This window comes from Microbacterium sp. Bi98 (assembly GCF_918698045.1).
In the GTDB taxonomy this organism is placed as follows: domain Bacteria; phylum Actinomycetota; class Actinomycetes; order Actinomycetales; family Microbacteriaceae; genus Microbacterium.
In genome coordinates this window covers 351,529-372,143 of record NZ_CAKKLK010000001.1, presented here as the reverse complement: position 1 = coordinate 372,143, position 20,615 = coordinate 351,529, and the positions used below count along the sequence as shown (strand labels likewise).

Below are 20,615 nucleotides of genomic sequence, written 5' to 3'. Positions count from 1 at the left end.
GCCGCGGTTCGTCCGCGACTGCCACCACACGTCCGGCCGCGACGAGGATCGGGGGATTTCGAGTCGCGGCCGGCACAACCTTTCCAATGAAGGAGAAGCAGATGGCTGAGATCACTCGCGACGTGCTGATCGTCGGAGCCGGAGCCGCAGGGCTCACGGCGGCGAACGACCTGCGCAAGGCCGGCCTGTCGGTCGCCGTACTCGAGGCGCGTGACCGCGTCGGCGGACGACTGTGGACCGACGTCATCGACGGCGCCATGCTCGAGATCGGCGGCCAGTGGGTCTCGCCCGACCAGGACGCCCTGAAGGACACCATCGAGGAGCTGGGGCTCGAGACCTACAGCCGCTACCGCGAGGGCGACAGCGTCTACGTCGGTCCGGACGGGCAGACGCATCGCTTCACCGGCGAGATGTTCCCGGTGTCCGCTGAGACCGAGGCCGTCATCGCCGAGATCACCGAGCGCCTCGACGCCATGGTCGCCGAGATCGACCCCGACCGTCCGTGGGAGCACCAGCTCGCGAAGGAATGGGACTCGATCACCTGGGACGCCTGGCTGCGTGTGCAGACCGACGATGACGAGGCCGTGCGCAATCTCGCCTTCGCCACCGGCTCCGCGATGCTCACCAAGCCGACGCACTCGTTCTCGCTGCTGCAGTCGCTGCTCATGGCGGCATCCGCCGGGTCGTACTCCAACCTCGTCGACGCCGACTTCATCCTCGACAAGCGGGTGGTGGGCGGTCTGCAGAAGGTGCCGCTGCTGCTCGCCGAGCGCCTGGGCGACGACGTCATCCTCAACCAGCCGGTGCGCTCGCTCGAATGGGGCGTCGACGGTGTGACCGCCTCGACCGACGACACCACCGTGCGCGCCCGCTTCGCGATCCTCGCGCATGCTCCGGTGCTCTACAGCCGTATCGCCTTCGTCCCGCCGCTTCCCCGACGCCAGCACCAGATGCACCAGCACATCTCGATGGGCTTCGTCATCAAGGTGCACGCCGTCTACGACCGCCCGTTCTGGCGCGAGCAGGGCCTCAGCGGCACCGCGTTCAGCCCGTACGAGCTCGCGCACGAGGCGTACGACAACACGAACCACGGCGACGAGCGCGGCACCCTGGTCGGCTTCGTCAGCGACCAGAACGCCGACGACCTGTTCACGCTGTCGGCCGAGGAGCGCAAGGAGCGCATCCTCGAGTCCCTCTCGCACTACTACGGCGACGAGGCGAAGAACCCGGTCGTCTACTACGAGAGCGACTGGGGCACGGAGGAGTGGACCCGCGGAGCGTACGCGGCGAGCTTCGACATGGGCGGACTCCACCGCTATGGCGCCGACCTCCGCTCGGCCGTCGGCCCCATCCACTTCGCGTGCAGCGACATGGCGGGCGCCGGATATCAGCACGTCGACGGCGCGATCCGCATGGGGCACCTCGTCGCCTCGAACATCGTCGAAGCGACGCGCGCCGCCGGCGACACCGCCGAGGTCGGCTGATGACCGGCGCGGTCGTCGTCGGCTACACCGCGACGGATGCGGGAGCGGATGCCGCAGCGCTCGGCGCGCGGCTCGCCCGCAGCCTCGGCGCGGTGCTGCACCTCGTGATCGTGCTGCCGTCGGAGGGCACCCGCAGCGCGGCCGTTCCCCCCGAGCGGGCGTATGAGGACCACATCCGCCGCCAGGCGAAGGAATGGCTCGAGGATGCGGTCGTCCGACTGCCGCAGGAGCTCACCCGCACGGGCCACGTGCGGTTCGGCGAGTCCTTCGCCGAAGGGCTGATCGCCGCGGGCGAGGAGTTCGGCGCCAGGCTGATCGTCATCGGCACGGCCGGCGGCAGCATCTTCGGCCGCCACCGCCTCGGCAGCGTCGCGTCGGAGCTGCTGCACTCGTCGACCATCCCCGTCGCGCTCGCCCCTGCGGGCACCGCGGACCAGGACGATCACGTGCTTCCTCGCGTGACGGCCGCGGTCGGCAACCGCGCGGGTGCCGACAACCTCCTCGACGAGGCCGCCGCGATCGCCACCGAGTCCCGTGTCGGCCTGCGCCTCGTCTCGCTCGTGCCGTTCGACGTGCCGCCCGGTCTCGACACCGGCGCGATCCGCGTGGTCGGCGACGCGCACGCGAACGACGTGCTCGAGGTCGCCAAGAGCCTGCTGCCCGACGAGCTGAAGGCCGAGGTCGAAGAGGCCCCCGGCGACACCGTCGAAGATGCCGTCGCGAACCTCTCGTGGCTCCCCGGCGAGGTCGTCCTCGTCGGCTCCAGTCGCCTGGCGCAGCCGCGCCGCCTGTTCCTGGGCTCGACCGCAGCGAAGATGCTGCACGAACTGCCCGTTCCCATGATCGTCGTCCCGCGCACCCGCGCCGAAGCAGGAGTCCGCTGATGAGCAGCACGAACCGGGCGACGGAGCCCGCATCCGGTGTGACGACCGGCATCTCGCAGAAAGGGCTGAGCGCGGGTGCCGTCGGAGTGCTCGGAGCCGTCGTCATCGGCGTCTCGACCATCGCGCCGGCCTACACGCTCACCGCATCGCTCGGCCCGACGGTCGCCGTCGTCGGCACCCAGGTGCCCGCGATCATGCTCGTCGGCTTCATCCCGATGCTCCTGACCGCCTTCGGCTACCGCGAGCTCAACCGCATGATGCCGGACTCCGGCACCTCGTTCACGTGGGGAGTGCGGGCGTTCGGGCCGTGGATCGGCTGGATGACGGGCTGGGGCCTGATCGCCGCCACCGTCATCGTGCTGTCGAACCTCGCCGGCATCGCGGTCGAGTTCCTCTTCCTGCTGATCGCCCAGCTCAGCGGCAACCCCGAGATCGCCGACCTGGCGTTCAACCCGATCATCAACGTCGTCGTGTGCCTGCTCTTCATGCTCGGCGCGACGCTCGTGTCGTACCGCGACATGCAGACGACGCAGAAGTTCCAGTACATCCTCGTCGGCTTCCAGGTGCTCGTGCTCGTGGTCTTCGCCACCGTCGCGATCGTCAAGGCCGTCTCCGGAGACGCTCCCGAGCCGACCCCCTTCTCGTGGTCGTGGTTCAACCCGTTCGAGGTTCCGTCCTTCAGCGCCTTCGCCGCAGGGCTCTCGCTGTCGATCTTCATCTTCTGGGGCTGGGACGTCGTCCTCACCATGAACGAGGAGACGAAGGACCCGGCCAAGACGCCGGGGCGCGCCGCGATGGTCACGGTCGTCGTCGTCGTCGCCCTCTACCTGCTGCTGGCCATCGGCCTCATCATGTTCGCCGGCGTCGGCACGGGCGACTACGGGCTCGCGAACGAGGACATCTCGGCGAACGTGTTCTTCGCGCTCTCGGATCCGATCCTCGGACCGCTGGCGTTCCTGGTCTCGCTCGCGGTGCTGTCGAGCTCGGCGGCCTCGCTGCAGTCGACCGCAGTCGGACCCGCTCGCACGCTGCTGGCGATGGGGCACTACGGCGCCCTGCCCAAGAAGTTCGCCCGGGTCAGCCCGCGGTTCTTCACGCCGGGCTACTCGACGATCGTGTCGGCCGTCGTCGCATCCGTCTTCTACGCCGTGATGCGCCTCGTCAGCGAGAACGTCCTCACCGACACCATCCTGTCGCTCGGCATGATGATCTGCTTCTACTACGGCCTCACCGCGTTCGCGTGCGTCTGGTACTTTCGCAAGCAGTGGTTCGACTCCGCCAGGAGCTTCTTCTTCACGTTCCTGTTCCCGCTCGTCGGCGGTGCGATTCTCGCCGTCCTGTTCGTCACGACGCTCATCGACTCGATGGACCCCGCGTACGGCAGCGGATCGAACATCGGGGGCCTCGGACTCGTGTTCGTCCTCGGCGTCGGCATCATCGTGATCGGCATCGTCATCATGATCTGGCAGTCCATCAAGCGCCCGGCGTTCTTCCGCGGCGAGACCCTCAGCATGGATGCTCCCGCGAGCAACCGCCGGCGCTGACGGAATCCCGCGGCACCGGCATCCCATCCTCCCCACAGAAAGAGATTCCATGAGCACTCAGACTGAGCAGGCGCTGCTCGACAGCATCCCCACCGGCCTCTTCATCGGGGGAGAGTGGATCGACGGCGAGACCGGGGGCACGTTCGACGTGAAGGACCCCGCGACCGGTGCGGTCATCCGCACGATCGCCGACGCGACCCCGGGTGACGGCATCCGCGCGCTGGATGCGGCAGTCGCCGCGCAGGACGCATGGGCCGCGACCGCACCTCGCACCCGCAGCGACATCCTGCGCCGGGCATTCGACCTCGTGCAGGAGCACAAGGAGGATCTCGCGCTGCTGATGACCCTCGAGATGGGCAAGCCGCTCGCCGAGGCGCGCGGCGAGGTCGGCTACGGCGGCGAGTTCCTCCGCTGGTTCAGCGAGGAGGCCGTGCGCATCAGCGGTCGCTACGGCATCAACCCGGAGGGCACCGGCCACATGGTCGTCTCGCAGCGGCCCGTCGGCCCCTCGTTCTTCGTGACGCCGTGGAACTTCCCGTTCGCGATGGCCACCCGCAAGATCGCGCCGGCGCTCGCCGCCGGCTGCACCGTGGTGATCAAGCCCCCGGCACTCACGCCGCTGACGACGATGTTCTTCACGTCGCTGCTCGAGAAGGCCGGCCTCCCCGCCGGTGTCGTGAACGTGGTGCAGACCTCCAAGTCGTCGGCGCTCTCGGCCCCGATCATCGCCGACCCGCGCCTGCGCAAGCTGTCGTTCACCGGTTCGACGGAGGTGGGCCGCAAGCTCATCGCCCAGGCCGCTGAGGGCGTGCTGCGCGTGTCGATGGAGCTCGGCGGCAATGCGCCGTTCGTCGTCTTCGACGATGCCGACCTCGACAAGGCCGTCGACGGCGCACTGGCCGCGAAGTTCCGCAACATCGGCCAGGCGTGCACCGCTGCCAACCGCTTCATCGTGCACAAGGACGTCGCCGAGGAATTCGGCCGCAAGGTCACCGAGCGCGTCAACGCGATGAAGATCGGCCGCGGCACCGAAGAGGGCGTGGCCATCGGCCCGCTGATCGACGAGGATGCCGTCGCGAAGGCCGGCGAGCTCGTCGACGACGCCGTCGAGCGCGGCGCGACCCTGCTCGCGGGTGGCAAGGCCGTCGAGGGCACGGGCACCTTCTACGAGCCGACCGTGCTCACCGACGTGGTGGCGGGCTCGGCGATCCTCCGCGAGGAGATCTTCGGCCCGGTGCTGGCGATCGCGACCTTCGAGGACGAGGACGAGGCCGTCCGTCTCGCCAACGACACCGAGTACGGACTGGTCTCGTACGTGTTCACCGAGAACCTGCAGCGCGGGCAGCGGATGATCGACCGGCTCGAGACCGGCATGATGGGTCTCAACGTGGGCGTGGTGTCGAACGCCGCCGCCCCCTTCGGCGGCGTCAAGCAGTCCGGCGTCGGCCGCGAGGGCGGTCTCGAGGGCATCCACGAGTACCTGTCCACCAAGTACACGCTGATCCCGGTCTCCTGACCGGTCGGCCAGAGGAGGAGAGAACATGACCGATTACGCCGTCATCAACCCCGCCACCGGAGAGACGCTGGCGTCCTTCGACACGTTCACGGATGCGCAGATCGAGGCGGCTGTCGCGGCCGCCGACGAGGCGCACCGCGAATGGTCCCGGTCCTCGACCGTGGCTGAGCGCGCAGCGCTCCTCCGTCGCGCCGCCGAGCTGCACCGCGAGCGCCGCGAGGAGCTCGCCGACGTCTTCGTGCGCGAGATGGGCAAGCCCCGCGAGGCCGCCCTCGGGGAGGTCGACTTCGCCGCCGACATCGCCGAGTACTACGCCGACCAGGCCGAGGCCATCATGGCCGACCAGCCGATCGCGATCCTCGGCGAGGGCTCGGCGATCGTGCGCCGGTCGTCGCTCGGACCGCTCGTCGGCATCATGCCGTGGAACTTCCCGGCCTATCAGATCGTCCGCTTCGCTGCGCCGAACCTGATCGTCGGCAACACGATCCTGCTGAAGCCTGCTCCGCAGTGCCCGGAGTCGTCGACCGCGATCGAGGCGATCTACCACGACGCCGGATTCCCGACGGGCGCGTACCAGAACGTCCTCGCGACCAACGAGCAGATCGCCGACATGATCGCCGACCCGCGCGTGCAGGGCGTCTCGCTCACCGGCTCGGAGCGCGCAGGCGCAGCGGTCGCCGAGATCGCCGGACGCAACCTCAAGAAGGTCGCGCTCGAGCTCGGCGGGTCCGACCCGTTCATCGTGCTCTCGACCGACGACCTCGACGCCACCGTGCAGGCGGGCGTCGACGCGCGTCTCGACAACAACGGCCAGGCGTGCAACGGCGCGAAGCGTTTCATCATCGTCGACGACCTGTACGACTCGTTCGTCGAGAAGTTCACGGCCGCGATGGCATCGGTGCAGGCGACCGACCCGACGCTCGACGACACCGTGCTCGGCCCGGTCTCGTCGGAGACGGCGGCGGAGACCCTGCAGAAGCAGATCGACCAGGCCGTCGAGCAGGGAGCGACGCTGCTGACCGGCGGCACCCGCGACGGGGCGTTCTTCGCCCCGACCGTGCTCGCCGACGTGACGCCCGACATGAACGTCTACCGCGAGGAGCTCTTCGGCCCCGCGGCGGTCGTCTACCGGGTCGCCGATGAGGATGCCGCTGTCGCCCTCGCGAACGACACGACCTTCGGGCTCGGCTCGTACGTCTTCACGACCGATGCCGAGCAGGCCGAGCGTGTCGCCGACAACATCGAGGCGGGCATGGTCTACGTCAACCTGGTGCTGGCCGACAGCCCCGAGCTGCCGTTCGGTGGCATCAAGCGCAGCGGCACGTCGCGTGAGCTGGGTCACCTCGCCGCCGACGAGTTCGTCAACAAGAAGCTGATCCGCATCGGCTGAGCGACTCTCCCTGATGGGGGCGGATGCCACGGCATCCGCCCCCATCGTCGTCTCCGCAGTGCGGCATCCGGAGAGCGGATGTTCGACGGATGCCGGATCCCTCCGCGGCACCCGGGCGTAGGTTGGAAGCATGGCAACCGTCGCAGCGAACATCGTCAAGACCCTCCGCGCCAACGGGATCGACCGTGTCTACGGCCTCCCGGGCGACTCCCTCAACGGGTTCACCGACGCCCTCCGGAAGGACGGCGGCATCCGCTGGGTGCACGTGCGGCACGAGGAGTCCGCGGCATTCGCGGCGGCGGCCGATGCGTCGCTCACGGGTGAGCTCGCGGTGGTCGCCGGTTCGTGCGGTCCGGGCAACCTGCACCTGATCAACGGACTCTTCGACGCGAACCGCTCGCGGGTGCCGGTGCTGGCGATCGCCGCGCACATCCCCACCACCGAGATCGGCACAGGGTACTTCCAGGAGACCCACCCGCAGGAGCTCTTCCGCGAGTGCAGCGTCTACGTCGAGTACGTCGCCGACCCCAAGCAGATGCCGCGCCTGTTGGAGATCGCGATGCGCGCCGCCATCGAGCAGCGCGGGGTCGCGGTGCTCGTGATCCCGGGCGACGTCGCGCTCTCGGAGATCGCCGACGACCGAGCCGTGGTCATCGAACGCTCGCACCCCGTGATCGTGCCGAGCGGAGACGAGCTCGCGCGCGCCGCGACGCTGCTCAACGCCTCGAAGAAGACAACGATCCTCGCAGGCGCGGGTGTCGAGGGGGCTCACGACGAGGTCATCGCACTCGCCGACCGACTCGGTGCGCCGATCGTGCACGCGCTCCGGGGCAAGGAGTTCATCGAGTACGACAACCCGTTCGACGTCGGCATGACGGGGCTGCTCGGCTTCGCCTCCGGCTACCGGGCGATGGAAGCCGCCGACACGCTGCTGGTGCTGGGCAGCGACTTCCCCTACGAGCAGTTCTATCCCGAGCACGCCACGACGATCCAGGTCGACATCCGCGGCTCGCAGCTCGGCAAACGGCATCCGCTCGATCTGGGCCTGGTCGGCGACGTCGGCGCGACCGTCACGGCGCTGCTGCCGCGACTCGCCGAGACGAACGACCGCGGTCACCTCGACGACTCCACCGCGCACTATCGCAAGACCAGGGCCAAGCTCGACGACCTCGCGACGCCGACCAAGGCAGGCCGCCCCATCCATCCGCAGTACCTCGCCCGGCTGCTCGATGAGCAGGCCGCGGATGACGCGATCTTCACCGCCGACGTCGGCTCGCCCACCGTGTGGGCCGCCCGATATCTGTCGATGACCGAGAACCGACGCCTGATCGGCTCGTTCACACACGGGTCGATGGCGAATGCGCTGCTGCACGGCATCGGCGCGCAGGTCTCGCATCCGGCTCGTCAGGTGGTCGCGCTCGCCGGCGACGGCGGGCTCGCGATGATGCTGGGCGAACTGCTCACGCTCACGCAGAACAAGCTGCCCGTGAAGACCGTCGTCGTGAATAACTCGTCGCTGAACTTCGTCGAGCTCGAGATGAAGGCCGCGGGCTTCGTCAACTACGGCACCGCGCTCGACAACCCGAGCTTCGCGGCCATCGCCGAGGCCATGGGGATCTTCGCCCGTCGGGTCGAGAACAGCGAGGACCTGCCGGATGCCGTCCGCGAGGTGCTCGCGCATGACGGCCCTGCGCTGCTCGACGTCGTGACCGAGCGCCAGGAGCTGTCGATGCCCCCGGCGATCGAGGCCGAGCAGGTCAAGGGCTTCGCTCTGTACGCGATCCGCACGGTGATGTCGGGCAAGGGAGACGAGCTGCTCGACCTCGCGCGGGCCAACTGGCGTCAGTTCCTCTGAGTCAGCAGTTCCTCTGAGTCAGCTGTCGAGGAGTGCCCGCACCTCGGTCGCCTCGCCGTGGCGTCCGAGCGCCTCGAGCACGTTGCCGAGTTCGAGCGCCGAGACCTGCTGCAGCGGCGGGTAGCCGTCGGAGTGCTCGAGGGCGCTGCGGTAGATCGGCACGGAGTCCGCAGCCCGGTCGTCGCCGACCAGCAGACGGGCGGCGAACAGCTCGGAGCCGCCGGCCGAGCCCGCATCCCCGATCGCCGCGAATCCGTCGGCCGCGGTGAGCGCAGCGGCGACGGCCTCGTCGGTGCGGCCGAACTGGGCGAGCGCCCGGCCCCGCGAGTCGGTGACGTCGGCGAGCAGCCACGCCGCCTCGTGCTCGTGAGCGAGCGCGGCGACCTCGTCGAAGAGGGCGAAGGCGCGGTCGTCCTGCGTGGCCGCATAAGCCTGTCCGAGGTTGTGCAGCACGTCAGCGAGGGCGCCGACCGCCTCGGGGGCCCGGCGCACGATCTCGGATGCCGATTCGAGTGTCGCGATCGCCTCCGCGTGCTCGTCGAACCGGGCGAGGATCTTGGCGCGCTCGGTCAGCGCCATCGCCTGGTCGGCATGCTCCTCCGCCTCGCCGAAGAGCTCGCCCGCATACCCGAATGCGCCGACAGCCTGTCCGAACTCGCCGGCCGATCCGAGGGCGCGCGCGAGAAGAGACGCCGTCATCGCTCGGGAGGCGGCGGGTACCTCGGCCTGCTCTTCGCGCTCGAGTACCTGTCCGAACAGCTCGGCCGCCACCTCGGCGTCCCCGGCCGCGAGCATCGCGCGCGCGAGCCGGAAGTCCGCGCCCGCCTGGTCGCCGCCCTCCTGCGCGACGAGCCGCGAGGTGACCCGGTAGCGGGTGACGGCCTTCTCGGGGTCGCCCGCGTCCTCCCAGAGCGCCCCCGCGAGCAGGTGCGCGGCGGCCAGGGCCGTGGTCGCACCGAGCCCGGCGAGAAGACGGGTCGCCTCGTCGGCATCCGCAGCGCCCTCCGCGAACGACTCGCTTCCGCCGCGCACCTTCGCGCGCGTCTGCAGCGCCTGCGCGCGATGACCGATGCTGAGATCGTCCTGGGCCAAGAAGCGATCGAGCAGAGCGGATGCCGCTTCGATGTCGCCCTTCTGCAGCACGGCCGAGATGGCGACGAGCGTCGTCGTGTTCGAGAGGCGCGCGTCCTCGGCCTCGGCGAAGGCGCGAGCCGCGATCTCTGCCATGTCGAGGGCGGCGCCGGGTTCATCCGCGTGCAGGTGCAGCGACGCGCGGCTGATCGCCAGATCTCCGCGCGACCATGCGGGCAGAGCGTCCGTGTTCGCGAGCTCGTCCTCGAGCGCCGCCGCAGCCTCGGGGGTGTTCAGGCCGAAGGTCGCGAGACCGAGGCGCAGTTCGAGATCGGCCTGTGCGTCGAGCCCTGCGGCGCGCAGGGCATCGATCCGCGCGGGCAGCAGGTCGGCGGCCTCTTCTGCTCGGTCGAGGGCGATCAGGATGCCGAGGCGCATCGACAGGAGCTCGGCGAGCTTCGAAGGGTCCTCGACGCTCAGCGCGTGCGGCAGGGCGCGCAACGTCTCGTGCTCCGCGCCGAACTGGGCGAGGTTCATGACCCGTTCGAACCACGCGTCGGGATCGTCGGGTGTCGCCGCGTCCGGAGCCGTGACGAAGGCATCCGAACGGATGGGCACGTCGTAGTGCTCGTCGGCGAGAGCGCGCAGGCGGGTGAGGCTGCGGGCGTGGCCCTCGGTGCCGTCCCGCAGATCGAAGTCCGAGCCGATGCGCTCGGCGGCAGCCCACGCGGTGGCGGCGAGTTCGGCGGCGCCCCAGGCTCCGTCGTGCTCGCCGAAGAACTCCTCGAGCGCGGGGGAGTCGGCACCGCGCACCGTGGCATCGCCGTGACCCGCCGCGGTCACACGATCGAGGGCGAAGGCGAACGCCGCCAGCGCGGCGAAGTGGGCATCGACGTTGAGTCCGTCGTGAGCGAGCCAGCCGATGTGACGCTCGACCTGCGCGAGCGCGCGTGCCTCGTTGCCGGTGAGGGCGGCGAACACGATGTTGTGGGCGACGATCCGCAGGTTGTCCGGGTTGTCCTTCGCGAGCCGGTAGCTGCGCAGGTGCGCGCTCCTCGCCTCGTCGAAGCGCCCGGCACGAAGGTAGGGCACGAGCACGCGTGACAGTGCGTGCTCGGGCTCCTCGCCGCACGAGAAGCCGCCTTCGAGCATCTCCTCGACGAGTCGGATGGCCTCGGCATCCCGATCGGTCTCGGCGAAGAAGCCGGCGAACTGGCTGCGTCCGCAGGCGTCGCAGTGGCTGTGGTCGTCTCGGGGTGTGGCCTCGAGCTGCGCGCGCAGAGCCTCGGCGTCGTCGAGTCGACCGGCGTCCCAGGCGTCTTCGAATCGGGCCGTGAGCACTCCGCTCATGCCGAGCCCTGCCTTGCGATAGTGCGTCTCCATGTCGTCGAGGACCGCGGTGATCTGCTCGGTCGAGAACGCGGGCGACGAACGCAGAGAAGACGCCATCCATTTGAACTGCCACATCAGATCGGCGCCGCCGTAGTCGAGGTCGGCGGGGAAGCGCTGCGGGTCGGAGTCGTGTCGGGCGAGGCACCACGCGAACGAGTTCAGCATCACATCCGTCGCGCCGTTCATGTTCGCGGAGGCGGTCTGCCTCATCCGCGCCTCGTACTCGAGCCGCTCGTCGCCGAGCTCGACGGCGAGCGAGACGGCATCCGCCACCAGCGCCTGCTCCGCCGGACCCCAGGGCGTGCGGTCGATCTCCTCGATGAGCTGAGAGAAGCGCTTCTTCGGACTGGTCATGGGGGGATCCTTCGAACGGAGCGAGCGGTCGGAGCGAGCGGTCGGAGCGAGATCAGGGGGCGTCGTCGAAGGGGATCGAATCCGCTTCGATGCCGGCGGACAGCGAGACGAGGTCCGAGAGCGCGGTCGACATGAGTGCGCGATCGGCGTCGGAGAGCGGATGGTGTCCCGCCAGCAGCGCCTGGATGTAGAGCAGCTGCACGGTGCGGGCGAACACCGCGTCGTCCTGCACGCGGACGAGCGCGCGCACGACGCGGTTCGACCAGTTCAGGCACAGGCGCGCGCTGAGATCGTCGTCGCGGGAGGCCGAGAGGGTCGAGTCGATGCGGTCGAGCACCCCGCCCCACAGCGATCCGGTGATGCCCTTCGTGCGGCCGCGGTCGATCCTGCGCAGCACCTCAGGGTCGGCGACGTACAGCGCTGCGAGTTCGGGCTGGTCGATCGACCGCACGGTGACGGAGCAGCCGGATGCGGTCAGCACGCCGCCGGCGCGGGCCTCGAGGGCCAGCGCGGCGTCGCGGTCGTCCAGCGGCGGAGGGTCGAGACGATCGAGCTCCCCGGCCACGTCGACGAGTTCGATCGTCACGTGCGGGTAGAGCTCCGGCAGCATCCGCACGAGGTCCGCGTCGTACAGGTAGCCGCCGTTGACCAGCACCTCGGACCCGGGGGAGATCCCTGCGACCTGGCGGAACTCGTCGACCGACTGCGCGAATCGCACGTGCGGGTATCGTTCGACGAGGTCGCCGATGCGCATCGTTCCGTGGGTGGTCTCGAGGGTCAGCCAGCGCGTGATGAACTGCGCGAGCTCGTCGTCGTGCCGCACCAGCGACTTCAGACCGACCTCGTGGATCGCCACGAACTGGGCGAGTCTGTGCGGTTCGCGCAGGCCCAGCTCGAGCACCCAGCGGCGGATGCCGGCACCGAGCTGCTCGCGCACACGCTCGAGGGCCGCGTCGTCGACGAGCGATTCGCGGCTCGCCGTCGGGGCGAGGCCGGTCGAATCGACCACGGCGCGCACGAAGAACGCCCATTCGGGCAGCACGTCGTCGACCCGCTCGCCCAGGAGCATCCTGCCGAGATACATGCGCGTCGCCTGGCGGGCGCCCGGCGGGGGAGCGTAGGGCAGGACGTAGGCGAGTCCCCGTGTGCCGGTGGCCGGCTCGCTGAGCTCGATCACGTCGAGCGGGCTCGCACCGAGCAGGTCGCGCCCGTACTGCACGGCGCCGTCGATGTCGTCGGCGGGGTCGAGGAACGGCGCGCGCCGGGTGATGTCGACGTCGCCGCTCGGAGAGTCGAGGATCACCCGCACGGGGAGGAACTCGGCGAAGGCGGTGGCCAGCTCTCGCACGGCCGCGGGGCGCAGCAGCTCGTCGGCGTCGAAACGAGGGCGGAGATGCACACTCGTGCCGATCGGCAGATCGTCGTCGATCTCCACGACGCGGAAGGTCCCGTCCGCGCTGCCCGTCCACTCGACGGCCGGGCCGCCCCGGACGCTGCGCGAGCGGATGACGATCGAATCGGCGACCATGAAGCAGCTCAGCAGGCCGATGCCGAACTGACCGAGGTAGTCGCTGCGCGGGAGGTCGAAGATGTCGCGCTTCGAGCTGCGGCCGACCGTGGCGAGCAGGTCGCCTACCTCGGCTGCGGTCAGGCCGATCCCGTCGTCGCGCAGGACGAACTCGCCCGTGGTGTCCGTCAGCGCGGTGATGCGGATGCTCCCGCCCTGCCCGTCGACCTCGCGGCGTGCGGTGATCGCATCGCGGGCGTTCTGCAGCAGTTCGCGCAGATACACGCGAGGACTCGAGTAGATGTGGCGGCTCAGGAGGTCGACGACACCGCGCAGGTCCACCTGGAACTGCTGCACGTCAGCGCTCACTGCGCCCCCTCCCGTTTCGTCCGCCCGCCGAGCCTAACAACAACGACGAGAGCGGGCCCGGTTCGGCGCTGACCGACGGATGCCGTATGCTTGACGAGCAGTTGTTGTCTGCATTCTTTCGCCGTGCCCCGGTCCTTGCGGTCGGGTAACGATGGCAGGATGGAGATGACACCCCGAGACCTCCCGGTCTCTAGGGCGGTAGCTCAATTGGCAGAGCAGCGGTCTCCAAAACCGCAGGTTGCAGGTTCGATTCCTGTCCGCCCTGCGCGTCAGCACACGCTGACACACGAAAGGTACATTCAGGATGGATCAGGACGAACCGCGCGGCGAGGTCGTCGCGGCCGGCGCCACCCGCGAGAAGAAGCGTGGCATCGTGGGCTTCTTCGGGGGCATCGCTCTGTTCTTCCGTCAGGTCATCGCCGAGCTGCGCAAGGTCGTCACGCCGACCCGCAAGGAACTGGTCAAGTTCACCGCAGTGGTGCTCGTCTTCGTTCTCATCGTCATGGGCATCGTCTACGGACTCGACACCCTGTTCGCCTGGGTCACGCACATCGTCTTCGGGGTCCCGGGCGCCTGACGCCCTCGCGGCCCTGGCCGCAGTGATTGGAAAGAAACAACGTGTCTGAACGATATTCCGACGACGCCGACTGGGCGACTGCTGCTGAGCAGTCCAGCGAAGAGGACGAGGCCCAGGAGGGCAACGTGCTCGCTGCGGAAGAGCAGTCGGTCACCTCGGCCGAACATGTCGCCCTCCACATCGAGGACGTCGACGGAGACGCCGACGCCGATGTGCAGGACGACGACAACGACATCGAAATCGACGACCCGGAGGCGGACGCGATCGTGAACGACGCTCTCAACCTGGACGAAGCGGCCGAGTCTGAGGCTGCCGCTGAGGTCCTGAACGATTCTGTGGCGGAAGAGACCGCCGAGCTCGAGGCCGCTGAGGCCGACGAGGTCACCCCTTACGACGGACCCGACATCAACGGCGACGATGACGCCGTGGCCGAGTCCGACGACGATGAGTCCGAAGAGGGCGACGACGCCGAGGAAGACCCGTATGAGGCGTTCCGCCTCGACCTGCGGATGCTTCCGGGCAAGTGGTACGTCATCCACTCCTACGCCGGATTCGAGCGCAAGGTCAAGGCCAACATCGAGCAGCGCAAGTCGACGCTCGAGGTCGAGGACGAGATCTATCAGATCGAGGTCCCGATGGAAGACGTGGTCGAGATCAAGAACGGCCAGCGCAAGATGGTCACCCGCGTGCGCATCCCCGGCTACGTGCTCGTGCGCATGGAGCTCACCGAGGACACCTGGTCGGTCGTGCGTCACACGCCTGGCGTCACCGGCTTCGTGGGCAACGCCCACAACCCGACGCCGCTGCGCTTCGAAGAGGCCTTCAACATGCTGAAGTCGCTCGTCGAGGTCAAGGACGTCCCGACCGCCAAGAACATCGCGTCGAAGGGCGGCCTCGCCGTCGCTCGTCCGCTTCCGGCCGAGGTCGACTTCGAGGTCGGCGAGACCATCACGATCAAGGAGGGCTCGTTCGCGGGTCTTCCCGGTTCGATCAGCGAGATCAAGCCCGAGAGCGGCAAGCTCACGGTGCTCGTGTCGCTCTTCGAGCGCGAGACCCCGGTCGAGCTGTCGTTCGACCAGGTCACGAAGATGGTCTGACCTACGCTTCTCCGAGAACGGCCGTCCCATTCGGGGCGGCCGTTCTCGCGTTCCCGGGCCCGCTCCGCATCAGGTAGACTTGTCTGGTTTGTGTGCCGCTTCGGCGTGCGCGCAGACGACCGCAGCCCGGAGATGCCGGGTTCGCGGGAGAGCGGATGCAACCGGCATCCGTTCGATGAAAGGAAGAGGATATGGCACCGAAGAAGAAGGTGACCGGCCTGATCAAGCTTCAGATCAACGCCGGTGCAGCCAACCCGGCGCCGCCGATCGGCCCCGCGCTCGGTCAGCATGGCGTCAACATCATGGAGTTCTGCAAGGCGTACAACGCCGCGACCGAGTCGCAGCGCGGCAACGTCATCCCCGTCGAGATCACCGTCTACGAGGACCGCAGCTTCACGTTCATCCTGAAGACCCCGCCGGCCGCGGAGCTCATCAAGAAGGCCGCCGGCGTGCCCAAGGGCTCGTCGACGCCGCACACGGTCAAGGTGGCGAAGATCACCAAGGACCAGGTCCGTCAGATCGCCGAGACCAAGCAGGCCGACCTGAACGCGAACGACATCGAGGCTGCCTCGAAGATCATCGCCGGCACCGCCCGTTCCATGGGCATCACGGTCGAGGGCTGAGGAGAATAATCATGGCTACGAAGTCCAAGGCTTACAAGGCTGCCGCCGAGAAGATCGAGGCAGACCGTTTCTACACTCCCACCGAGGCAGTCGCCCTCGCCAAGGAGACCGGCTCGTCGAAGTTCGACTCGACCGTCGAGGTCGCGCTGAAGCTCGCCGTCGACCCCCGCAAGGCAGACCAGATGGTGCGCGGCACCGTCATCCTGCCCCACGGCACCGGTAAGACCGCCCGCGTCATCGTCTTCGCCACCGGCCCCGCGGCCGAGGCAGCGATCGCCGCAGGTGCAGATGAGGTCGGCGGCGCCGAGCTCATCGAGAAGGTCGCCGCAGGCTGGACCGCGTTCGACGCGGCCGTCTCGACCCCGGAGCTCATGGGCCAGGTCGGTCGTCTCGGAAAGGTCCTGGGTCCGCGTGGACTCATGCCGAACCCGAAGACCGGCACCGTGACCCCCAACACGGCCAAGGCCGTCGAGGAGATCAAGGGCGGAAAAATCGAGTTCCGCGTCGACAAGCACGCCAACGTGCACTTCGTCGTGGGCAAGTCGTCGTTCTCGGCCGAGCAGCTCGACGAGAACATCGGCGCAGCGCTCGAGGAGATCGTCCGCCTCAAGCCGTCGAGCTCCAAGGGCCGTTACATCCAGAAGGGCGCCGTGTCGACCACGTTCGGCCCCGGCATCCCGCTGGACGTCAACGCCATCTGAGTGTGATTCCGGAAAGGCCCCCGCATTCTGCGGGGGCCTTTCTGCGTGCAGTACGACATCGGACGTCATCGGATGTTGGGATGCCGGTCCGATGCCGCGTACTGTGAATGAGTTCCGCGTCACAGCACTCGCGCCTCACCGCACCCCAGGAGGGTCACATGTCCCGTCGCATCATCGCCGTCACCGCACTGGTCGTCGCCGCAGCAGCACTCACCGCGTGCAGCGGAAGCACCACGCCTGCCGACAGCAGCTCGAGTGAGAGCGGATCCGGCTTCGGCCTCGTCACGGACGGCACGCTGTCGGTCGCCACCGAGGGCACGTACCGTCCGTTCAGCTTCCACGATGACGGCGGAACCGGCGAGCTGACCGGATTCGACGTCGAGATCATCCAGGCGGTCGCCGACAAGCTCGACCTCGAGGTCGAGTTCCAGGAGACCCAGTGGGATGCGATCTTCGCCGGTCTCGACGCGGGCCGTTTCGACGTGATCGCCAACCAGGTGAGCATCAATGAGGAGCGCCAGGAGAAGTACCTGTTCAGCACCCCGTACACCGTCTCGCCGGGAGTCATCGTCGTCGCCGAGGACGACGACTCGATCTCGTCGTTCGACGACCTCGAGGGCAAGACGACGGCGCAGTCGCTCACCAGCAACTGGTACGAGCTGGCCACCGAGTCCGGTGCCACCGTCGAAGGCGTCGAGGGGTGGGCGCAGGCCGTCGAGCTGCTGCGTCAGGGCCGCGTCGATGCGACCGTCAACGACAAGCTGACCTTCCTCGACTATGAGACCACCAACAGCCCGTCCGGCCTGAAGATCGCCGCCGAGACCGACGAGGCCGGTGAGCAGGCATTCGTCTTCACCAAGGACAAGACGGACCTCGTCGAGGCGATCGACGGCGCTCTGGAAGAGCTGCGTGCCGACGGCACCCTGGCCGAGATCAGCGACAAGTACTTCGGCGAAGACGTGACCCAGTAACCCATGGAGAATCCGTGGCAGCTGTTCTTCGACTCGCTCGGACCGATCGCCCTCGCGGGGGTGACGGTGACGGTTCCGCTCGCGCTGATCTCTTTCGCGCTGGGTCTCGTGCTCGCCATCGGCGCAGCGCTGATGCGGATCTCGGTCAATCCCGTGCTGTCGGGCATCGCCAGGTTCTACATCTCGGTCATCCGCGGCACGCCGATGATCGTGCAGCTGTTCGTGATCTTCTACGGGCTCGGATCGATCGGACTCAAGCTCGATCCGTGGACCAGCGCGATCATCGCACTGTCGCTGAACGTCGGCGGGTACGGAGCCGAAGTGGTGCGCGCCGCCATCCTCTCCGTCCCGAAGGGGCAGTGGGAGGCGGCGTACACGGTCGGCATGAATCGCACGCGCACACTCACGCGGGTGATCCTTCCCCAGGCAGCGCGGGTCTCGGTGCCTCCGCTGTCCAACACGTTCATCTCGCTGGTGAAGGACACGTCGCTGGCCTCGCTGATCCTCGTCACCGAGCTCTTCAAGGTGGCGCAGCAGATCGCGGCGGCGACCCTGGAGTTCATGGTCGTCTACCTGGCTGCCGCGCTCGTGTACTGGGTGATCTGCCTGGTGCTGTCGTTCGGCCAGAGCGCACTCGAGAGGAGACTCGATCGCAATGTCGCTCACTGATCCGGCGCACTCGCCCAGGTCCGCCGCCGACGCCCTGCTCACCGCCCGCGGTCTTCACAAGCGCTTCGGCGACAACGAGGTGCTCCGCGGCATCGACCTCACGCTGCACCGCGGAGAGGTCGTCGTGCTGATCGGTCCGAGCGGATCGGGCAAGACGACGGTGCTGCGTGCGCTCAACGGGCTCGAGACGCCGGATGCCGGGACCATCGTCGTGGCCGGGGGCCCTGACATCGACTTCGCCCCGTCGGATCCGGTGTCGAAGCGCACGCGCGCGCAGAAGCGTCTCGCGCTGCGCGATCGGTCGGCGATGGTCTTCCAGCATCACAACCTCTTCCCGCACTTCTCGGTGCTCGAGAACGTGATCGAGGGACCATGGCGGGTGCAGGGCAGACCCAAGGCCGAGGTGGTCGCCGAGGCCCGCGTCCTGCTCGCCCGCGTGGGGCTCGCCGACAAGGCCGATGCTCGACCTCACGAGCTCTCCGGCGGTCAGCAGCAACGGGTCGGCATCGTCCGCGCTCTCGCGCTGCGTCCCGACCTCCTGCTGTTCGACGAGCCGACGAGCGCACTCGACCCCGAGCTCGTGGGGGAGGTCCTGCTCGTGATCAAGGAGCTCGCCGACGAGGGGTGGAGCATGGTCGTGGTGACGCATGAGCTGAGCTTCGCGCGCGAGGCGGCGGATCATGTGCTCTTCATGGACGCGGGTGTGGTCGTCGAGCAGGGCGCGCCGGCCGATATCTTCGGCGCGCCGCAGCACGAGCGCACCCAGAGGTTCCTCACTCGCATCCTTCGGCCCCTCGACGGCGACTGACGGGCGTCCGCTCACGTCTGCGACGCAGGGTCAGCCGCCGAGCACCGGCAGCACCAGGCTGACAGCCAGGGTGATCATGACGACGGCGATCAGCGCGTCGAGGATGCGCCACGCTCGTTCCGTGCGCAGCCAGCGGCCGAGATAGCGGGCGCCGAACCCCAGCGCGGTGAACCACAGGATGCTGGCGGCGATCGCTCCGGCGGCGAACAGCCAGCGCTCGTCGCCGTGCGTCGCGGCGATCGACCCGAGCATCAGGACCGTGTCGAGGTAGACGTGCGGGTTCAACCAGGTCAGGGCGAGAGCCGTCGCGATCACGGGAGCGAGCGCGGTGCGGGTCGCCGTCGTGGCTCCGCCGCCCGACCCGGGCGCCGAGCCCTCCGCACCGGTCCGGTCGACTCGCAGCTCCTCCCCGCCCCTCCAGGCGCGGCGGGCGGCGAGGATGCCGTAGGCCAGGAGGAACAGGGCCCCCGCCCAGCGCGCGACGACCACGAGCCACGGGGCTGCGGAGATGACGAAGCCGAGTCCCGCGACGCCGGCGGCGATGAGCAGGGCGTCGGACACGGCGCAGATGATGACGACCGGCAGGACGTGCTCTCTGCGGATGCCCTGACGGAGGACGAACACGTTCTGCGCGCCGATGGCGACGATCAGGGAGAGGCCGAGTCCGAGACCCGAGAAGACGGAGAGCATGAGTCCACGGTACGGATGGCACGGACATGAGCACCAGCGATGATTCCTTGTGCGCCATTAGCATGGCTAATGTGAAGATCGATCCGGAGCTTGCCGCCACTGTCGCCGCCGTGGCCGACGAGGGAACCCTCGACGCGGCGTCGCGGGTGCTGCGGGTGACTCCTTCCGCCGTGAGCCAGCGGCTCAAGACGCTCGAGGAGCAGCTCGGACGGGTCCTCGTCGTGCGCACCAAGCCTGCCCGTCTCACCGAGGCGGGCGAGGCTGTCGTGCGGCTCGCACGACAGCTGGCACTCCTCGAGCACGATGCCCTCGCAGGACTCGGCCTCGAGGGCGACGAGGCGCCCCGCACCCGCATACCGCTCGCCGTGAACGCGGACTCGATGGCGACGTGGTTCCTGCCTCCGCTCGCACGGCTCTCGGCAGCCCACGACCTCGACTTCGACCTGCACCGCGACGACCAGAACTTCACGGCTCGGCTGCTCGAGTCCGGCACGGTGATGGCGGCGGTCACGAGTGAGGCGGCGCCGGTCGCCGGGTGCTCCGTCGCACCGCTCGGCGTGCTGGAGTATCACGCGATGGCAGAACCGGCGTTCGCTGATCGCTGGTTCTCGTCCGGTGTCACCAGAGAGGCGTTGAGCGCGGCGCCCTTCGTCGACTTCGACAGACGAGACACGCTTCAGCACGAATGGCTCGAGCGGATGGGGGTCGCGCACCACGGGGCCCCTCGGCACTACGTGCCCGCGTCGCACGACTACGCGCTCGCCGTGCGGCTCGGCCTCGGATGGGGGATGCTGCCGCTCCTGCAGAAGGAGCGCGAGCTCGTGCCGCTCGGCGGGCCGCCGCTGCGAGTCAGGCTGTACTGGCAGCAGTGGAACCTGCGCTCCGCGCTGCTCGACACCATCGCGGCCGAAGTCTCCGTCGAGGCGCAGCGTGTTCTCGCGAGCTGAGCTGCAGCTCTGGACGAACTGCAACCATCCGATCGGTCGCAGAAACCGATAGACGTTTCTGCGCAATTCGTGAGCCGGAATGCGCAATCGTGACACGGACGGCCTTGAACAGGCGCAGGAAGTGGACAAAGCTGTCGGGAACGACACGAGTACCGGATGCGGGCCG

At 68.6% G+C, this 20,615-nt stretch carries 17 protein-coding genes and 1 tRNA gene; 15 read left to right on the top strand and 3 right to left on the bottom strand.

The annotated features are described in order from the left end of the window. Nucleotides 1–101 precede the first annotated feature (101 nt). From LQZ85_RS01805 to poxB, 6 genes are all read left to right on the top strand, one after another. Nucleotides 102–1,484, top strand: a complete 1,383-nt coding sequence (locus LQZ85_RS01805) for an NAD(P)/FAD-dependent oxidoreductase (RefSeq protein WP_056280289.1) — start codon at nt 102–104, stop codon at nt 1,482–1,484. Beyond that, nucleotides 1,484–2,368 (top strand): universal stress protein, encoded by an 885-nt coding sequence (locus LQZ85_RS01800; protein WP_053097452.1) that lies wholly within the window; start codon nt 1,484–1,486, stop codon nt 2,366–2,368. Before LQZ85_RS01805 ends, LQZ85_RS01800 begins: the two co-directional genes overlap by 1 nt. Further along, the gene (locus tag LQZ85_RS01795; RefSeq protein WP_056279777.1) at nt 2,368–3,912 is read left to right on the top strand and encodes an APC family permease; all 1,545 of its coding nucleotides are present in this window, start codon (nt 2,368–2,370) and stop codon (nt 3,910–3,912) included. Before LQZ85_RS01800 ends, LQZ85_RS01795 begins: the two co-directional genes overlap by 1 nt. 49 nt (nt 3,913–3,961) lie before the next feature. Then, nucleotides 3,962–5,428 (top strand): NAD-dependent succinate-semialdehyde dehydrogenase, encoded by a 1,467-nt coding sequence (locus tag LQZ85_RS01790; RefSeq protein ID WP_053097450.1) that lies wholly within the window; start codon nt 3,962–3,964, stop codon nt 5,426–5,428. Between the two features lie 25 nt (nt 5,429–5,453). Next, nucleotides 5,454–6,818, top strand: a complete 1,365-nt coding sequence (locus LQZ85_RS01785; RefSeq protein WP_230100386.1) for an NAD-dependent succinate-semialdehyde dehydrogenase — start codon at nt 5,454–5,456, stop codon at nt 6,816–6,818. 130 nt (nt 6,819–6,948) lie between these two features. Beyond that, a complete protein-coding gene (gene poxB / locus LQZ85_RS01780; RefSeq protein WP_230100385.1) occupies nt 6,949–8,673 on the top strand; it encodes a ubiquinone-dependent pyruvate dehydrogenase in 1,725 nt (574 codons plus the stop codon). A gap of 18 nt (nt 8,674–8,691) precedes the next feature. On the opposite strand, the gene LQZ85_RS01775 is transcribed toward poxB, so the two are convergent. After that, nucleotides 8,692–11,490: a hypothetical protein gene (locus LQZ85_RS01775; protein WP_230100384.1), complete on the bottom strand. Its 2,799-nt coding sequence runs from the start codon at nt 11,488–11,490 to the stop codon at nt 8,692–8,694. 52 nt (nt 11,491–11,542) lie between these two features. Beyond that, nucleotides 11,543–13,366, bottom strand: coding sequence for an HSP90 family protein (locus LQZ85_RS01770; protein WP_056279786.1), 1,824 nt, complete (start codon nt 13,364–13,366; stop codon nt 11,543–11,545). A gap of 192 nt (nt 13,367–13,558) precedes the next feature. Here LQZ85_RS01770 and LQZ85_RS01765 point away from each other — a divergent pair. From LQZ85_RS01765 to LQZ85_RS01730, 8 genes are all read left to right on the top strand, one after another. After that, nucleotides 13,559–13,631: transfer RNA gene (locus tag LQZ85_RS01765), tRNA-Trp, on the top strand. A 39-nt stretch (nt 13,632–13,670) separates the two neighbouring features. Beyond that, nucleotides 13,671–13,943, top strand: coding sequence for a preprotein translocase subunit SecE (gene secE / locus LQZ85_RS01760; RefSeq protein WP_053097445.1), 273 nt, complete (start codon nt 13,671–13,673; stop codon nt 13,941–13,943). A gap of 41 nt (nt 13,944–13,984) precedes the next feature. Continuing rightward, the gene (gene nusG / locus LQZ85_RS01755; RefSeq protein ID WP_056279788.1) at nt 13,985–15,040 is read left to right on the top strand and encodes a transcription termination/antitermination protein NusG; all 1,056 of its coding nucleotides are present in this window, start codon (nt 13,985–13,987) and stop codon (nt 15,038–15,040) included. A gap of 191 nt (nt 15,041–15,231) precedes the next feature. Beyond that, complete coding sequence (gene rplK, locus LQZ85_RS01750; RefSeq protein ID WP_053097443.1) at nt 15,232–15,663, top strand: 50S ribosomal protein L11; 432 nt, start codon at nt 15,232–15,234, stop codon at nt 15,661–15,663. Between the two features lie 11 nt (nt 15,664–15,674). Beyond that, nucleotides 15,675–16,364: a 50S ribosomal protein L1 gene (rplA, locus tag LQZ85_RS01745; protein ID WP_053097442.1), complete on the top strand. Its 690-nt coding sequence runs from the start codon at nt 15,675–15,677 to the stop codon at nt 16,362–16,364. A gap of 158 nt (nt 16,365–16,522) precedes the next feature. After that, nucleotides 16,523–17,335, top strand: coding sequence for an amino acid ABC transporter substrate-binding protein (locus tag LQZ85_RS01740; protein WP_056279790.1), 813 nt, complete (start codon nt 16,523–16,525; stop codon nt 17,333–17,335). Between the two features lie 3 nt (nt 17,336–17,338). Beyond that, on the top strand, nt 17,339–18,004 hold the full coding sequence (locus LQZ85_RS01735; RefSeq protein ID WP_053097440.1) for an amino acid ABC transporter permease: 666 nt from the start codon (nt 17,339–17,341) through the stop codon (nt 18,002–18,004). Continuing rightward, a complete protein-coding gene (locus tag LQZ85_RS01730) occupies nt 17,991–18,812 on the top strand; it encodes an amino acid ABC transporter ATP-binding protein (protein WP_056279792.1) in 822 nt (273 codons plus the stop codon). Before LQZ85_RS01735 ends, LQZ85_RS01730 begins: the two co-directional genes overlap by 14 nt. Nucleotides 18,813–18,842: 30 nt before the next feature. Here LQZ85_RS01730 and lysE read toward each other — a convergent pair whose 3' ends face one another. Next, entirely contained in the window at nt 18,843–19,502 is a 660-nt protein-coding gene (gene lysE, locus LQZ85_RS01725; protein ID WP_056279794.1) for an L-lysine exporter, read from the bottom strand. 71 nt (nt 19,503–19,573) lie between these two features. Between lysE and LQZ85_RS01720 the strand changes: the two genes are divergently transcribed. Beyond that, nucleotides 19,574–20,449: a LysR family transcriptional regulator ArgP gene (locus tag LQZ85_RS01720; protein WP_200955182.1), complete on the top strand. Its 876-nt coding sequence runs from the start codon at nt 19,574–19,576 to the stop codon at nt 20,447–20,449. Nucleotides 20,450–20,615 lie beyond the last annotated feature (166 nt).

Excerpts from the sequence above, each read along its gene's own strand:
- poxB (WP_230100385.1), top strand. The coding sequence starts at position 6,949 with ATGGCAACCGTCGCAGCGAACATCGTCAAGACCCTCCGCGCCAACGGG.
- LQZ85_RS01800 (WP_053097452.1), top strand. The coding sequence starts at position 1,484 with ATGACCGGCGCGGTCGTCGTCGGCTACACCGCGACGGATGCGGGAGCG.
- secE (WP_053097445.1), top strand. The coding sequence starts at position 13,671 with ATGGATCAGGACGAACCGCGCGGCGAGGTCGTCGCGGCCGGCGCCACC.
- LQZ85_RS01790 (WP_053097450.1), top strand. The coding sequence starts at position 3,962 with ATGAGCACTCAGACTGAGCAGGCGCTGCTCGACAGCATCCCCACCGGC.
- rplA (WP_053097442.1), top strand. The coding sequence starts at position 15,675 with ATGGCTACGAAGTCCAAGGCTTACAAGGCTGCCGCCGAGAAGATCGAG.
- lysE (WP_056279794.1), bottom strand. The coding sequence starts at position 19,502 with ATGCTCTCCGTCTTCTCGGGTCTCGGACTCGGCCTCTCCCTGATCGTC.
- LQZ85_RS01775 (WP_230100384.1), bottom strand. The coding sequence starts at position 11,490 with ATGACCAGTCCGAAGAAGCGCTTCTCTCAGCTCATCGAGGAGATCGAC.
- LQZ85_RS01795 (WP_056279777.1), top strand. The coding sequence starts at position 2,368 with ATGAGCAGCACGAACCGGGCGACGGAGCCCGCATCCGGTGTGACGACC.
- LQZ85_RS01735 (WP_053097440.1), top strand. The coding sequence starts at position 17,339 with ATGGAGAATCCGTGGCAGCTGTTCTTCGACTCGCTCGGACCGATCGCC.
- rplK (WP_053097443.1), top strand. The coding sequence starts at position 15,232 with ATGGCACCGAAGAAGAAGGTGACCGGCCTGATCAAGCTTCAGATCAAC.
- LQZ85_RS01785 (WP_230100386.1), top strand. The coding sequence starts at position 5,454 with ATGACCGATTACGCCGTCATCAACCCCGCCACCGGAGAGACGCTGGCG.
- LQZ85_RS01740 (WP_056279790.1), top strand. The coding sequence starts at position 16,523 with ATGTCCCGTCGCATCATCGCCGTCACCGCACTGGTCGTCGCCGCAGCA.
- LQZ85_RS01805 (WP_056280289.1), top strand. The coding sequence starts at position 102 with ATGGCTGAGATCACTCGCGACGTGCTGATCGTCGGAGCCGGAGCCGCA.
- LQZ85_RS01730 (WP_056279792.1), top strand. The coding sequence starts at position 17,991 with ATGTCGCTCACTGATCCGGCGCACTCGCCCAGGTCCGCCGCCGACGCC.